14 protein-coding genes are annotated in these 14454 nt (G+C 60.2%); 11 read left to right on the top strand and 3 right to left on the bottom strand.

What is annotated here, in order from left to right:
- Positions 1-2 precede the first annotated feature (2 nt).
- From AB4N85_RS19000 to trpE, 5 genes are all read left to right on the top strand, one after another.
- Positions 3-827, top strand: a complete 825-nt coding sequence (locus AB4N85_RS19000) for an ABC transporter permease (RefSeq protein ID WP_186532890.1) — start codon at positions 3-5, stop codon at positions 825-827.
- A 285-nt stretch (positions 828-1112) separates the two neighbouring features.
- On the top strand, positions 1113-2261 hold the full coding sequence (locus AB4N85_RS18995) for an iron-containing alcohol dehydrogenase (RefSeq protein ID WP_056786696.1): 1149 nt from the start codon (positions 1113-1115) through the stop codon (positions 2259-2261).
- Between the two features lie 114 nt (positions 2262-2375).
- A complete protein-coding gene (gene rpe, locus AB4N85_RS18990; protein WP_007918813.1) occupies positions 2376-3050 on the top strand; it encodes a ribulose-phosphate 3-epimerase in 675 nt (224 codons plus the stop codon).
- Positions 3047-3865: a phosphoglycolate phosphatase gene (locus AB4N85_RS18985; protein WP_041476686.1), complete on the top strand. Its 819-nt coding sequence runs from the start codon at positions 3047-3049 to the stop codon at positions 3863-3865. The genes rpe and AB4N85_RS18985 overlap by 4 nt, the downstream gene beginning before the upstream one ends.
- A 70-nt stretch (positions 3866-3935) precedes the next feature.
- Entirely contained in the window at positions 3936-5417 is a 1482-nt protein-coding gene (trpE, locus tag AB4N85_RS18980) for an anthranilate synthase component I (protein WP_252886883.1), read from the top strand.
- A gap of 174 nt (positions 5418-5591) precedes the next feature.
- Here the strand turns inward: trpE and estP are convergent, their stop codons facing one another.
- On the bottom strand, positions 5592-7499 hold the full coding sequence (estP, locus tag AB4N85_RS18975) for an esterase EstP (protein WP_460065451.1): 1908 nt from the start codon (positions 7497-7499) through the stop codon (positions 5592-5594).
- 407 nt (positions 7500-7906) lie between these two features.
- Between estP and AB4N85_RS18970 the strand changes: the two genes are divergently transcribed.
- From AB4N85_RS18970 to AB4N85_RS18955, 4 genes are all read left to right on the top strand, one after another.
- Complete coding sequence (locus AB4N85_RS18970; protein ID WP_041476683.1) at positions 7907-8500, top strand: aminodeoxychorismate/anthranilate synthase component II; 594 nt, start codon at positions 7907-7909, stop codon at positions 8498-8500.
- Between the two features lie 9 nt (positions 8501-8509).
- The gene (trpD, locus tag AB4N85_RS18965) at positions 8510-9559 is read left to right on the top strand and encodes an anthranilate phosphoribosyltransferase (protein WP_041476682.1); all 1050 of its coding nucleotides are present in this window, start codon (positions 8510-8512) and stop codon (positions 9557-9559) included.
- Positions 9556-10392: an indole-3-glycerol phosphate synthase TrpC gene (trpC, locus tag AB4N85_RS18960; RefSeq protein ID WP_041476681.1), complete on the top strand. Its 837-nt coding sequence runs from the start codon at positions 9556-9558 to the stop codon at positions 10390-10392. The genes trpD and trpC overlap by 4 nt, the downstream gene beginning before the upstream one ends.
- Before the next feature lie 124 nt (positions 10393-10516).
- The gene (locus AB4N85_RS18955; RefSeq protein ID WP_252868379.1) at positions 10517-11215 is read left to right on the top strand and encodes a lipoate--protein ligase family protein; all 699 of its coding nucleotides are present in this window, start codon (positions 10517-10519) and stop codon (positions 11213-11215) included.
- Here the strand turns inward: AB4N85_RS18955 and crp are convergent.
- Positions 11212-11856 carry a cAMP-activated global transcriptional regulator CRP gene (gene crp, locus AB4N85_RS18950; protein ID WP_041476679.1) on the bottom strand — a complete coding sequence of 215 codons (645 nt, stop codon included), beginning with the start codon at positions 11854-11856 and terminating at the stop codon, positions 11212-11214. The two genes, AB4N85_RS18955 and crp, sit on opposite strands and share 4 nt — an antisense overlap.
- 235 nt (positions 11857-12091) lie before the next feature.
- On the opposite strand from crp, the gene AB4N85_RS18945 reads away from it, so the two are divergent.
- Positions 12092-12514: an OsmC family protein gene (locus AB4N85_RS18945; protein ID WP_016772921.1), complete on the top strand. Its 423-nt coding sequence runs from the start codon at positions 12092-12094 to the stop codon at positions 12512-12514.
- Positions 12515-12751: 237 nt separating this feature from the next.
- Positions 12752-13546 (top strand): adenosylmethionine decarboxylase, encoded by a 795-nt coding sequence (speD, locus tag AB4N85_RS18940; RefSeq protein WP_024014530.1) that lies wholly within the window; start codon positions 12752-12754, stop codon positions 13544-13546.
- Positions 13547-13658: 112 nt separating this feature from the next.
- On the opposite strand, the gene coq7 is transcribed toward speD, so the two are convergent.
- Positions 13659-14306: a 2-polyprenyl-3-methyl-6-methoxy-1,4-benzoquinone monooxygenase gene (coq7, locus tag AB4N85_RS18935; protein WP_252886882.1), complete on the bottom strand. Its 648-nt coding sequence runs from the start codon at positions 14304-14306 to the stop codon at positions 13659-13661.
- Positions 14307-14454: the final 148 nt, after the last annotated feature.

Raw genomic sequence — 14454 nt, 5'->3', positions numbered from 1 at the left:
CGATGCTGAGTCCTTACATGTCGCCCATTGAACGGGTGTGGTTCTACAGCCTGCGGATTCTCTGCGGCCTGATCCTGTTGTTCCTGATCCTGCCGGTGCTGGTGATCGTGCCGCTGTCGTTCAACTCGGGGAGTTTTCTGGTCTATCCGCTGCAGGGTTTCTCGCTGCAGTGGTACCACGACTTCTTCGCCTCGGCGGAATGGATGCGCGCGCTGAAGAACAGCATCATCGTCGCCCCGGCGGCGACGGTGCTGGCGATGATCTTCGGCACCCTGGCGGCGATCGGCCTGACCCGTGGCGACTTCCCCGGCAAAGCGCTGGTGATGGCGCTGGTGATTTCGCCGATGGTGGTGCCGGTGGTGATCATCGGCGTGGCCAGCTATCTGTTCTTCGCGCCGCTGGGACTGGGCAACAGCTTCTTCTCACTGATTGTCGTGCATGCGGTATTGGGTGTGCCGTTTGTGATCATCACCGTGTCGGCGACGTTGCAGGGTTTCAATCACAACCTGGTGCGTGCTGCTGCGAGTCTCGGTGCATCGCCGCTGACTGCATTCCGCCGGGTGACCTTGCCGCTGATTGCGCCGGGAGTGATTTCCGGGGCGCTGTTTGCCTTTGCGACTTCTTTCGATGAAGTGGTGGTGACGCTGTTTCTCGCCGGGCCTGAGCAGGCGACATTGCCTCGGCAGATGTTCAGCGGGATTCGCGAAAACCTCAGCCCGACGATTGCCGCTGCGGCGACGTTGCTGATTGCCTTCTCCGTTATCCTGCTGCTGACGCTGGAATGGCTGCGCGGGCGTAGCGAGAAACTGCGTACTGCGCAAGTCTGAGATCAAGGTCAAAAGCCACCCCTCACCCCAGCCCTCTCCCCAAGGGGGCGAGGGGGAAGGGAGCAGATCTTCGTGGCTTTCGCGGCCGGAGTTCGACTCGGTAATTCAGGTCGATGTATTTCGAGAGTACAACCCGGTCAGTCTCCTCTCCCTCCCGGAGAGGGTTAGGGTGAGGGGCTCTTGATCTTCCTATCCGATCAACCATTCACACCCTGAATAGCAGACAACCCCAAATCCCCAGCTAATCTTGTGCCCAGCTCCCACATCTATAAGAGGCTGCGCACCATGAGTCTGTCCCAGTTCAAAATCGCTCATAAACTGATCACCGGCGCCGCAGCCATCGAACAACTGGCCGCTGAACTCACTCGTCTGGACATCGACAATCCGCTGATCGTCACCGACGCCGCGCTGGTCAAGTCCGGTACTGTCGAACTGGCGCTGGTGCAACTCGGCGGGCGCGACTACGAAATATTCGACCGTGTACTGCCCGATCCGGAAATCGCCATCGTCGAAGACTGCATGCGCGCCTATCGCGAAGGCGGCCATGACGGTTTGATCGGCCTCGGGGGCGGCAGCGCCATCGATATTGCCAAAAGTGTCGCCGCCTACGCCGGATATCACGGCGCGCTGGAAGATCTGTTCGGCGTCGATCAGGTGCCGCGCAAAGGCCCGCCGCTGATCGCCATCCCGACCACCGCTGGCACCGGCTCTGAAGTCACCAACGTAGCGATCCTGTCGGACAAGGTCGCGCAGTTGAAGAAAGGCATCGTCAGCGACTATCTGCTACCGGATGTGGCGCTGGTCAGTCCGCAAATGACCCTGACCTGTCCGCGCAGTGTCACCGCCGCCAGTGGTGTCGATGCACTGGTGCACGCTATCGAATCCTATTTGTCGGTGAACGCCTCGCCGATCACCGACTCCCTCGCCATTGGCGCAATCAAGTTGATCGCCAGCGCCTTGCCCAAGGCCTACGCCAACGGCGCCAACCTGCAAGCCCGCGAAGACATGGCCACCGCCAGCCTCATGGCCGGCATGGCGTTCGGTAACGCCGGGGTCGGTGCGGTGCATGCGTTGGCGTATCCGCTGGGCGGGCGCTTCAACATTGCCCACGGTGTCAGCAACGCCTTGCTGCTGCCCTATGTGATGACCTGGAACAAAATGGCCTGTGTCGAACGCATGCAGGATATTGCCGAAGCCATGGGCGTGAAGACCGCGCATCTGAGCGCCAGCGAAGCCGCGGACAAAGCCGTGCAGGCCATGACCGACCTGTGCGCGGCAGTGGAAATCCCTGCCGGGCTGCGCAGTTTCGGCGTGCCGGAGGAAGCAATTCCGGCGATGGCCGTGGAGGCCGCCGGCATCGAGCGCTTGATGCGCAACAACCCGCGCAAACTCAGCGCCGGCGACATCGAGAAGATCTACCGCGCGGCTTACTGAGGCGCGGGCGCTGAGGGCACATGGCACAACCCAATCATCGCGGTCCCGGTGCGCGCGTGGAAACTTGAGGTATACAATGCGCGCCATCGTGATTTAGCTCAGCACAGGTGCGTCATGCAGCCCTTCGTAATTGCTCCGTCGATCCTCTCCGCCGACTTCGCCCGCCTCGGCGAGGAAGTGGACAACGTTCTCGCCGCCGGCGCCGACTTCGTCCACTTCGATGTCATGGACAACCACTATGTGCCCAACCTGACGATCGGCCCGATGGTCTGCGCGGCGCTGCGCAAGTACGGCGTGACCGCGCCGATCGACGCGCACCTGATGGTCAGCCCGGTGGACCGCATCGTCGGCGACTTCATCGAAGCCGGCGCGACTTACATCACCTTCCACCCGGAAGCCACTTTGCACGTCGATCGCTCGCTGCAACTGATCCGCGAAGGTGGTTGCAAATCCGGTCTGGTGTTCAACCCGGCGACCCCGCTGGACGTGCTCAAGTACGTGATCGACAAGGTCGACATGGTCCTGCTGATGAGCGTCAACCCGGGCTTCGGCGGGCAGAAATTCATTCCCGGCACCCTCGACAAACTGCGCGAAGCGCGGGCGATCATCGACGCCTCGGGCCGCGACATCCGTCTGGAAATCGACGGCGGCGTCAACGTCAACAACATCCGCGAAATTGCCGCTGCTGGCGCCGATACCTTCGTCGCCGGCTCGGCCATTTTCAACGCGCCGAACTATCAGGAAGTCATCGACAAGATGCGTTCCGAACTGGCGCTGGCGCGCCCATGAGCGGTTTTGAGCAGCTGTTCCCGGGGCAGTTGCCACGGTTGGTGATGTTCGATCTGGATGGCACGCTGATCGATTCGGTTCCCGACCTGGCAGCGGCGGTGGACACCATGCTGCTCTCCCTCGGCCGTCCGCCGGCAGGTATCGAAGCGGTGCGCGAATGGGTCGGCAATGGCGCGCCGGTGCTGGTGCGTCGGGCCTTGGCGGGTGGCATCGATCACTCGGCAGTGGACGACGCTGAAGCCGAGCGCGCACTGGAGATTTTCATGGAGGCGTACGGCGCCAGCCATGAACTGACCGTGGTCTATCCCGGTGTGCGCGACACGCTCAAGTGGCTGCACAAACAAGGCGTGGCCATGGCGTTGATCACCAACAAGCCGGAGCGCTTCGTCGCGCCGCTGCTCGATCAGATGAAAATCGGCCGCTACTTCAAGTGGATCATCGGCGGCGATACCCTGCCGCAGAAGAAGCCTGACCCGGCGGCGCTGTTTTTCGTGATGAAAATGGCCAACATTCCGGCCTCGCAATCGTTGTTCGTCGGCGACTCGCGCAGTGATGTGCAGGCGGCGAAAGCAGCGGGGGTCAAGTGTGTGGCGCTGAGTTACGGCTACAACCATGGCCGGCCGATTGCCGAGGAGTCCCCGGCACTGGTGATCGACGATTTGCGCAAACTAATTCCCGGTTGCCTGGATCTGGCCGGTGGGATAACGTTGCCCGACGCTGTTCAACCCCCTTCTGGAAACGCCATCGTGGTGGTCACCCGCAAACTCTGGATGAAAGTCATCAAGGCCCTGGCCCGCTGGCGTTGGCGCGCCTGACTGATTCTGGCCGGCCCTGCCGGCGCGTTTGCATACCTGACTGATTGCACCTCACACCACGAGGCACCTTATGAATCGCGAAGAATTCCTGCGTCTGGCCGCTGATGGCTATAACCGCATCCCGTTGGCCTGCGAAACCCTGGCCGACTTCGACACGCCGCTGTCGATCTACCTGAAACTGGCCGACCAGCCCAACTCCTACCTGCTCGAATCGGTGCAGGGCGGCGAGAAATGGGGCCGTTACTCGATCATCGGCCTGCCGTGCCGCACCGTGCTGCGCGTACATGACCATCACGTCAGCATCACCGTTGATGGCGTCGAGACCGAAAGCCATGACGTCGAAGACCCGCTGGCCTTCGTTGAAACCTTCAAAGCGCGCTACAACGTGCCGACCATCGCCGGCCTGCCGCGCTTCAACGGTGGACTGGTCGGTTACTTCGGTTACGACTGTGTGCGCTATGTCGAGAAGCGTCTGGGCAAATGCCCGAACCCGGATCCGCTGGGCGTGCCGGACATTCTGCTGATGGTTTCCGACGCCGTTGTAGTGTTCGACAACCTGGCCGGCAAGATGCATGCGATCGTCCTCGCCGACCCGGCCCAGGCCGATGCCTTCGAGCAAGGTCAGGCGCGTTTGCAGGAACTGCTCGAGCAACTGCGTCAGCCGATCACCCCGCGTCTTGGCCTGGATTTCAGCAAACAGCGATCCGCCGATCCGGTGTTTCGTTCCAGCTTCACTCAGGACGATTACGAAAAAGCCGTCGACACCATCAAGGAATACATCCTTGCTGGCGACTGCATGCAGGTGGTGCCGTCGCAGCGCATGTCGATCGACTTCAAGGCTGCGCCGATCGATCTGTATCGCGCGCTGCGTTGCTTCAACCCGACGCCGTACATGTACTTCTTCAACTTCGGCGATTTCCACGTCGTCGGCAGTTCGCCGGAAGTGCTGGTGCGCGTCGAAGACAATCTGATCACCGTGCGCCCGATCGCCGGCACGCGCCCACGCGGCGCCACCGAAGAAGCCGATGTGGCGCTGGAGCAGGACCTGCTCTCGGATGACAAGGAAATCGCCGAGCACTTGATGCTGATCGATCTGGGCCGCAACGATACCGGCCGCGTTTCGGAAATCGGCTCGGTGAAGCTCACCGAGAAAATGGTCATCGAGCGTTATTCCAATGTGATGCACATCGTCTCCAACGTCACCGGCCAGTTGAAGTCGGGCCTGACCGCGATGGACGCACTGCGGGCGATTCTGCCGGCGGGTACGTTGTCGGGCGCGCCGAAGATTCGCGCGATGGAAATCATCGACGAACTGGAACCGGTCAAGCGCGGTGTGTACGGCGGTGCGGTCGGTTACTTCGCCTGGAACGGCAACATGGACACCGCCATTGCCATTCGCACGGCGGTGATCAAGAACGGTGAATTGCACGTGCAGGCCGGCGGCGGCATCGTCGCCGACTCGGTGCCGGCGCTGGAATGGGAAGAAACCCTGAACAAACGCCGCGCGATGTTCCGCGCCGTGGCCCTGGCCGAGCAAACCCCGGACGCCTGATCCACGCAATTTCCCATGTGGGAGCGAGCCTGCTCGCGAAGAGGGTGTGTCAGTCACCGTTGATGCTGACTGACCCAGCGCTTTCGCGAGCAGGCTCGCTCCCACATTGGGTTTTGTGTTGAGGCATAAAAAAAGCGGCGCCCTGACAGGCGCCGCTTTTTTTGCATCTACGACTCAGAAATCCAGCACAACCCCGACATTCAGGCCCTGCTGCTTGAAGTCATCATCCTTGCGAAACGTATAACCCCCACGCAGCGCCAGATCTGCCGTCAGCTTGTGACTGACACCCAGGCTCAAGCGGTTCAGGTGACTTGCCGGTGTGTAGCCTTCAAGGGTGAAGTCATTGGCCGGCAGGGTGTTGAGGGCGATGTTGACCTTCTGCACGTCATCTTCGTACTCACGCTCGTGAGCGTATTCGCCATACACCTGGGTTTGCGCGGTGAAGTTGTACTTGCCTTGAATCCCCAGGCCCAAGCGTTTCGAATCGCGGCTCTGGTCATCGAAGGTCAGCGCGGTGGCGCGGTTGCTCTTTTCCGAGTAACCGTCGACATCGACACTGGCGTAATCGGCGCTGACAAACGGCGACAGATGCCATTGGCTGCCCGGTTGCGCAATGTCATAGCCCAGGCGGGTGCTGAACGCCCACAGACTGCCGTCGGTATCGCCTTTCTCCGCGCCCTCGCTGGCGCCGAGGTCGAACTTGCGCTTGAGGTTGTCGTAGTCGAGTTTGCCGCCGGTCAGCGCCGCGTCGGCCCACCAGCGGTTCTGCTGGAACTGGGCGAACGCGGTGGCCATGTAGCTGTTGAGTTTGTAGTCGGAATCGTTGTGCCCGGCCTCGAGATTCTGCCGGTACAAACCGGCTGCCACGCCCACGCGCCAAGCCTCATTGAGGCGATAGCTGCCGCCGACGTTGAGGTTGTAACCGCTGCCATCGGCGCTGGCGCCGCTGCTTTGGCTGTCGACATCCAGACGCTGTCCGCCGGCCGAGACAATCGCACGCCATTGGCCGACCGCTTGCCAGTTCTCCCAGTCCGCCTGCCATTGGTTACGCAATTCATCCTGATGCGCGCGCACCGTGCCGTGGGCCATCTCCGGTAGAAGGCTCAATTCCCACGGCGCAGCCAAGAGCGAATAGGCGTAATCGGCGATCAGTTTTTGCCCGGATTCGGTCGGGTGTACGCCATCGTTGTAGATCAGCTTGGTCGGATCCGGCGTGGCGCTGTTGATCCCGTAACGGGCGTTTTCCGTGCAGCTATTGCCACTGAAGCAGGTCGCGGTGAGGTTCTGGTCGGTAGCCAGACCAAAGCGCCCCGGGTCGGCGAAGACTTCCGAGAGCAGCACCGGAATGTTCAGCGGAATGACTTCGGCGTCGATGCCTTGCAGGCGCGTCACCAACTCACTGTTGAACTGGTTGGCGAGGGTGCTGCTGAACGCTTGCAGCGGCGTGCCGTTCAGAGCAGGTGTCAGGCCCACGTCGGGCAGCAGCCAGACCATCACGTATTTGGCGCCGGCGGTCTGCAGGGTTTGCACGCTATCGGCCAGTCGATCGGCTGCGGCGTTGGCCTGGGGCAGGCTGAGAATGCGGCCCTGGAGGAAATCGTTGCCGCCACCGGAAATGTAATACAGCGCATTCGGGTCGGCGCGGAAGCCGTTCGACGGCAGGTAACCGGCGCGGGTGCGTTCGCCGGTGGCAGATTGGGTGGTGATCGAGTCGAGAATCTGGTCGGTGCGATAACCACCGACTGCCCAGTTGTTGCCGTCGGGCTGGCCGTTTTCCGCGCGCACCGCGGAGCTGGAAGAGGCTGTCTGGTCGGGCGAAAAGCCCAGGCGGCCGCCAAGCAACTGGGTGGAATTCAATGAAAAAACTTCGCCGCTGCCATCCTGATACACCGGCCCGGTACGGTTGGTGTAACGCTCGGTGGAGCCCGCCGGGCCGCCCGTGTCGGCGAAGGTGCCGGCATCGTTGAGGCTGTCACCGAAGACGATGAAACTGGAATAAGGATTGGGCGCTGCATTGGCCTGGGCGCAGGCGAGTGCGAGCAAGCAGCTGGCCAGCGGTACAAACAACGTCTGTCTGATCATGAGCAAGTCCGTTTATTTATTGTTGTAGGTGAACGAAACGACAGTACCAAAAACGTTCGGCCTTTTGCCATCGGTCGCGAATCCTTCTGCCGTTTTATAACCCGCAGGCCCCGCCATATTGCACGCTCCGCCCAGCTAAGTTACTGTGCCGGAACGTATGAACGAGACCTTCCCCGTGTTGATCACCAGCAAACTTCTGGATCAAGTCATCAAGGCACACGCCCGCTGGCGTTGGCGCGCCTGAATCTTCTCTGCCGGCTCCGCCGGATCTGTATCGCTTTGCCTTCCTTGTCTGTTTGAAATGCCGCTGTGCTGGCGCCCTGTGCGCGTCCGACATCGCGCAGCCACCCGCGGGCAAGTCATCTGAAGGCTGTCATCAAGTCAGAATTCAAGAGGTTCGAAACGCCATGTTGCTGATGATCGACAACTACGACTCCTTTACCTACAACGTTGTGCAATACCTCGGCGAGCTGGGTGCCGAGGTCAAAGTGGTGCGCAACGACGAACTGACCATCGCCGAAATCGAAGCGCTGAATCCCGAGCGCATCGTGGTTTCCCCGGGGCCGTGCACGCCCACCGAGGCGGGCGTTTCCATTGATGCGATCAAGCACTTCGCCGGCAAGCTGCCGATCCTCGGCGTCTGCCTCGGCCACCAGTCCATCGGCCAGGCCTTCGGCGGTGATGTGGTGCGTGCCCGCCAAGTCATGCACGGTAAGACTAGCCCGGTATTCCACGAGGACAAGGGCGTGTTCGCCGGCCTCAATCATCCGCTCACTGTTACCCGTTACCACTCGCTGATCGTCAAGCATGACAGCCTGCCCGATTGCCTCGAGCTGACCGCATGGACCCAGCACGACGACGGCTCGGTCGACGAGATCATGGGCCTGCGTCACAAGACCCTGAACATCGAGGGTGTGCAGTTCCACCCCGAATCGATCCTCACCGAGCAGGGTCATGAACTGTTTGCCAATTTCCTCAAACAAACCGGCGGCACGCGCTAAGGACTTCCCATGAATATCAAGACAGCCCTCAGCCGTATCGTCGAACACCTCGACCTCAGCACCGATGAAATGCGCGATGTGATGCGCGAGATCATGACCGGCCAGTGCACCGAAGCGCAGATCGGCGCGTTTATGATGGCCATGCGCATGAAAAGCGAGAGCATCGACGAAATCGTCGGCGCCGTGTCGGTGATGCGCGAGCTGGCCGATCAGGTCGAGCTGAAAACCCTCGACGGCGTAGTCGATGTGGTTGGCACCGGCGGTGACGGTGCGAATATCTTCAACGTATCGACCGCGTCTTCCTTTGTTGTCGCAGCCGCCGGTTGCACCGTCGCCAAGCACGGCAACCGCGCGGTGTCCGGCAAGAGCGGCAGTGCCGATCTGCTGGAAGCTGCCGGCATTTATCTGAACCTGACCCCGGTGCAGGTCGCGCGCTGCATCGACAACGTCGGCATCGGTTTCATGTTCGCCCAGACTCACCACAAAGCGATGAAGTACGCCGCCGGCCCGCGCCGCGAACTCGGTCTGCGCACGCTGTTCAACATGCTCGGCCCGCTTACGAATCCGGCCGGTGTGAAACATCAGGTCGTCGGCGTATTCACTCAGGCGCTGTGCCGGCCATTGGCCGAAGTCTTGCAAAGACTGGGCAGCAAACACGTTCTGGTCGTGCATTCGAAGGACGGCCTGGACGAATTCAGCCTCGCCGCGCCGACTTTTGTTGCCGAGTTGAAGAACAACGAAATCACTGAGTATTGGGTCGAACCGGAAGACCTCGGCATGAAGAGCCAGAGCCTGCACGGCCTGTCGGTTGAAGGCCCGGAAGCGTCGCTGGCGCTGATCCGCGATGCCCTCGGCAAGCGCAAAACCGAAAACGGCCAGAAAGCTGCCGAGATGATTGTGCTCAATGCCGGTGCGGCGCTGTATGCCGCCGACCTCGCAAGCAGTCTGAAACAAGGTGTGGAGCTGGCGCACGACGCGCTGCACACCGGCCTCGCTCGGGAAAAACTCGAGGAGCTGGGTGCCTTTACCGCGGTATTCAAAGTGGAGAATGAAGGATGAGTGTACCGACGGTTCTGGAAAACATTCTGGCGCGCAAGGTTGAGGAAGTCGCCGAGCGCAGCGCTCGGGTCAGCCTGAGCGAGCTGGAAAGTCTGGCCAAGGCGGCCGATGCACCCCGTGGTTTTGCCCAGGCGTTGCTGGCGCAAGCGAAGAAGAAACAACCGGCCGTGATTGCCGAAATCAAAAAGGCTTCGCCGAGCAAAGGCGTGATCCGCGAAGACTTCGTCCCGGCAGACATTGCCAAGAGCTACGAAAAGGGTGGGGCCACCTGTCTGTCGGTGCTGACCGATATCGACTACTTCCAGGGCGCCGATGCCTACCTGCAACAGGCGCGCGCCGCCTGCAAATTGCCGGTGATCCGCAAGGATTTCATGATCGATCCGTACCAGATCGTTGAAGCTCGCGCGCTTGGCGCCGATTGCGTGCTGTTGATCGTCTCCGCACTGGACGACGTGAAAATGGCCGAGCTGGCCGCCGTGGCCAAAGGCGTCGGTCTCGACGTGTTGGTGGAAGTGCACGACGGTGACGAACTGGAGCGCGCGTTGAAAACCCTCGACACGCCGCTGGTCGGGGTCAACAACCGCAACCTGCACACATTCGACGTCAGCCTGGAAACCACCCTCGACCTGCTGCCGCGCATCCCGCGCGATCGCCTGGTGATCACCGAAAGCGGCATCCTCAATCGGGCCGACGTCGAGCTGATGGAAATCAGCGATGTGTACTCGTTCCTGGTCGGCGAAGCGTTCATGCGCGCGGAAAATCCAGGCATTGAATTGCAGCGCCTGTTCTTTCCGGAGCGTGGTGTGCCGATCAGTGGTTCGACCCTCGACTGACCGAGTCGACCTCATTCGCGAGCAGGCTCGGTCCCACAGGGAAATGCATTCCAGTGTGGGAGCGAGCCTGCTCGCGAAGAGGCGCTAAATTCCGCTAAAGAGATTCAATCTGCCGGAGCTCACCATGTCGTTGCCAACCCCGCTGACCATCGAATCCGGCCTGCAAGCCGAACAGGACTTGCTGGCCTCGGTCTGCGCCGGCGACGCCGAATTCGGCCTGCTGTTCTGGCAACCCACCGATCGCGCGCTGGTCATGCCGCGCCGCCTCAACCGTCTCCCGCATTTCGACCACGCCTGCGAAGTTTCCGCTGCTGCTGGCTGGCCGGTGCTGTTGCGTGAAACCGGCGGTGAGCCCGTCCCGCAATCCGCTGCGACCGTCAACATTGCCTTGGTATATGCCCCGCCTCGCAGCGAAGGCGATCTGAACCGCATCGAAACCGGCTACCGCCGCCTGTGCGATCCGATCTGTCAGTTGCTGGATGAGTTGGGTGGCACCTCGTCGGTCGGGGAAATCGACGGCGCATTCTGCGACGGCCGTTTCAACGTCAATCTCGACGGTCGCAAGATGGTCGGTACCGCCCAGCGCTGGCGCCAGAGTCAGGGAGGCCAGCGTCCGGTTGGCCTGGTGCATGGTGCGATGCTGATGGATGACGAGCGCGAAGCGATGGTTGCTGCGGTCAATCGCTTCAATGAAGCCTGCGGCCTGGAGCAGCGGGTGAGGGCGCAAAGCCACATTGCCCTGTATGAGAAATTCAACGCGCCACAGGCATTGGCGCGTCTCGATGAATTGTTTCGTTTGATGCTGGCGCAGATTTACGTCTAGCGCGTGCCGAAGACCACCATGGTCTTGCCTTTCACATCGACCAGGTTGCGTTCTTCCAGATCCTTGAGCACGCGGCCGACCATCTCTCGAGAACAGCCGACGATACGACCGATCTCCTGGCGGGTGACCTTGATCTGCATGCCGTCCGGGTGAGTCATGGCGTCCGGTTGTTTGCACAACTCCAGCAGGCAGCGGGCGACTCGGCCAGTGACATCGAAAAACGCCAGGTCGCCGACTTTGCGCGTGGTGTTACGCAGGCGTTGTGCGATTTGTCCGCTGAGGGCGTAAAGAATGTCTGGATCCTGCTGCGACAGTTCGCGGAACTTGGCGTAGCTGATTTCGGCGGTTTCGCATTCAACTTTGGCACGCACCCAGGCGCTGCGTTCCTGCTCCTGACCTGCCTGCTCGAACAGACCCAGTTCGCCGAAGAAATCCCCGGCGTTCAGGTAAGCGATGATCATCTCGCGACCATCGTCGTCTTCGATGAGGATGGTGACCGAGCCTTTGATGATGAAAAACAGCGTGTCCGAGCGATCCCCGGCGCAGATGATATTGCTCTTGGCCGCATGACGCCGGCGCTGGCAATGCATCAACAGCTTGTCGATGTTCTTGATTTTGGGTGTGGGGGTAATAGCAACCATGGTTGTATCCCGAAAAGACTGCACGGTGATGTTTGAGTTTTTATGAGGCGCTGAAGGCGGTCGCTACAGGGCTGACGAATTGGCGCCAGCGAATTGGCGCCAGCTTACCAGACACTTCGTCGAAAATTCGAGAAATTACCTACAGCCAGAAAGCATCCGTCCTAGGACGTCGTTCCTGTCGGGACAAAGTGCTGTGCTAAGCTGGCGACCCTTTTTTTACAGTGGAGTCTGGGCGATGAAGGCACGCATCCAATGGGCTGGCGAAGCCATGTTCCTCGGCGAATCCGGCAGCGGTCATGTCGTGGTAATGGACGGCCCGCCAGATGCCGGTGGCCGTAACCTCGGGGTTCGCCCGATGGAAATGCTCTTGCTGGGTGTCGGCGGTTGCAGCAACTTCGACGTGGTCAGCATCCTGAAGAAGTCGCGCCAGGCTGTTGAAAGCTGTGAAGCCTTCCTTGATGCCGAGCGTGCGACTGAAGATCCCAAGGTGTTTACCAAGATCCACATGCACTTCGTGGTCAAGGGCCGGGGCCTGAAGGAAGCTCAGGTCAAGCGCGCCATCGAGCTGTCGGCCGAGAAGTATTGCTCGGCGTCGATCATGCTCGGCGCGGCTGGCGTGGCAATCACCCACGATTATGAAATCGTCGAACTCGGCTGAACCGACATTCAACTATCATAAAAGCAGTGCAGACTCTGGCGATCCCCCGCTGACGTCTGCATAATGCGCCACTTTTTTCAGGGCAGTGATCGGTCAGCCGACGGGTCATCCGCCTGAACAGATAACCAAAATCGCCATCGCGAAGAGGTGTTAACCGTCCTACGCAGGTGCGTTGTTCGCACTTGACGGGCATGCTTGATCACGCGGCCGCGCCGCATACATAGAGAGTTTTTAACGGTGAAAAGCAAACTCAAGCTCCACGGGTTCAATAACCTGACAAAGACCTTGAGCTTCAACATCTATGACATCTGCTACGCGGAAACCCCGCAAGACCAGCAGGCTTACGTTGAGTACATCAATCAAGAGTACAACGCGAAACGCCTGACGCAGATTCTCACAGAAGTTGTCGAGATCATTGGTGCCAACATCCTGAACATCGCCAGTCAGGACTATGAACCCCAGGGCGCCAGCGTCACGATTCTGATTTCGGAAGAGCCGGTAACCCCGACTGACAGCCAGATCGAAGAATCGCCGGGCCCGTTGCCCGAAATTATTCTGGCCCACCTCGACAAGAGCCACATCACGGTGCACACCTATCCGGAAATCCATCCGGACGACGGTATTGCAACGTTCCGTGTGGATATCGACGTGTCGACCTGTGGTGTCATTTCACCGCTCAAAGCGCTCAACTTCCTCATTCACCAGTTCGATTCGGACATCGTGACCGTGGATTACCGTGTGCGCGGTTTCACCCGTGACGTTGAAGGCAACAAGCACTTCATCGACCACGAGATCAACTCGATCCAGAACTACCTCTCCGAAGACACCCGCGACGCGTACCAGATGACCGACGTGAACGTGTACCAGGAAAACCTGTTCCACACCAAAATGCTGCTGAAGAACTTCGAACTGGACAACTACCTGTTCGGCGACGCCACCAGCAACCTCTCGCCCGAGCAACGTGCCCAGGTGACCGACCGTGTGAAACACGAAATGCTGGAAATCTTCTACGCGCGCAATATGCCGACCTAAGATTCCCGGAAACAAAAAAGGCGACCTCCTGGTCGCCTTTTTCATGCTTCAGACAAAACCCCCTGTGGGAGCTGGCTTGCCAGCGATAGGGCAATGTCGGGCGATACATATCTCAGATCCGATAAGTACTCTTGGTCATCACCTTGGCCAACAAGCTCATCCCGAACTTGACCGGCGCCGGAAAACGAAACCCGCCCGCATCCAGGGCACTTTCCGCATGGTGTTCTTCATCGATGCGCATCTGCTCAAGAATCGCCCGGGACTTCTCGTCCTCGGCCGGCAATTGCTCCAGATGTTCGTTCAAGTGTTTGCAGACCTGATGCTCGGTCGCCGCAACGAAACCAAGGCTAACCTTGTCGCTGATCAGTCCGGCGACCGCGCCGATACCGAACGACATGCCGTAAAACAGTGGATTCAGCACGCTGGTGTGGCTGCCCAACTGATGGATGCGCTGCTCACACCAGACCAGATGATCGATCTCTTCTTCAGCCGCGTGCTCCATGGCCGCGCGTACCTGCGGCAACTTGGCGGTCAGCGCTTGCCCCTGATACAGCGCCTGAGCGCAGACTTCGCCAGTGTGGTTGATACGCATCAGGCCGGCGACGTGGCGAGTGTCTTCATCGCTCATCTGCGTATCCGGTTGCAGAATCGCCGGCGACGGGCGGTACGGCTGACCACTGGAGGGCAACAGCGTGCGCATCGCGGCATCGGCTTGCAGCAGCAGACGGTCTATGGGCGAGTAGTGACGTTGGGTAGTCATGCTGACCTCCGGGAAGAATCTCGGCGGCCAGTTTAACCGAATCGGCCGGCGAGGGTTTGCGCTGGGTCACTTCCTGCGCGGTCAGGCTTTTTTGTGGGAGCGAGCCTGCTCGCGAAAGCGGATTATCGGATACTGAAGTGTTGAATGT

The sequence above is a fragment of the Pseudomonas sp. H1_G08 genome, from assembly GCF_054681355.1.
This window is presented reverse-complemented; position numbering and strand designations above follow the sequence as displayed.

Bases quoted from the DNA above. Each gene is read 5' to 3' on its own strand.
- AB4N85_RS19000 (WP_186532890.1), top strand. From the start codon at position 3: ATGCTGAGTCCTTACATGTCGCCCATTGAACGGGTGTGGTTCTACAGC.
- AB4N85_RS18995 (WP_056786696.1), top strand. From the start codon at position 1,113: ATGAGTCTGTCCCAGTTCAAAATCGCTCATAAACTGATCACCGGCGCC.
- rpe (WP_007918813.1), top strand. From the start codon at position 2,376: ATGCAGCCCTTCGTAATTGCTCCGTCGATCCTCTCCGCCGACTTCGCC.
- AB4N85_RS18985 (WP_041476686.1), top strand. From the start codon at position 3,047: ATGAGCGGTTTTGAGCAGCTGTTCCCGGGGCAGTTGCCACGGTTGGTG.
- trpE (WP_252886883.1), top strand. From the start codon at position 3,936: ATGAATCGCGAAGAATTCCTGCGTCTGGCCGCTGATGGCTATAACCGC.
- estP (WP_460065451.1), bottom strand. From the start codon at position 7,499: ATGATCAGACAGACGTTGTTTGTACCGCTGGCCAGCTGCTTGCTCGCA.
- AB4N85_RS18970 (WP_041476683.1), top strand. From the start codon at position 7,907: ATGTTGCTGATGATCGACAACTACGACTCCTTTACCTACAACGTTGTG.
- trpD (WP_041476682.1), top strand. From the start codon at position 8,510: ATGAATATCAAGACAGCCCTCAGCCGTATCGTCGAACACCTCGACCTC.
- trpC (WP_041476681.1), top strand. From the start codon at position 9,556: ATGAGTGTACCGACGGTTCTGGAAAACATTCTGGCGCGCAAGGTTGAG.
- AB4N85_RS18955 (WP_252868379.1), top strand. From the start codon at position 10,517: ATGTCGTTGCCAACCCCGCTGACCATCGAATCCGGCCTGCAAGCCGAA.
- crp (WP_041476679.1), bottom strand. From the start codon at position 11,856: ATGGTTGCTATTACCCCCACACCCAAAATCAAGAACATCGACAAGCTG.
- AB4N85_RS18945 (WP_016772921.1), top strand. From the start codon at position 12,092: ATGAAGGCACGCATCCAATGGGCTGGCGAAGCCATGTTCCTCGGCGAA.
- coq7 (WP_252886882.1), bottom strand. From the start codon at position 14,306: ATGACTACCCAACGTCACTACTCGCCCATAGACCGTCTGCTGCTGCAA.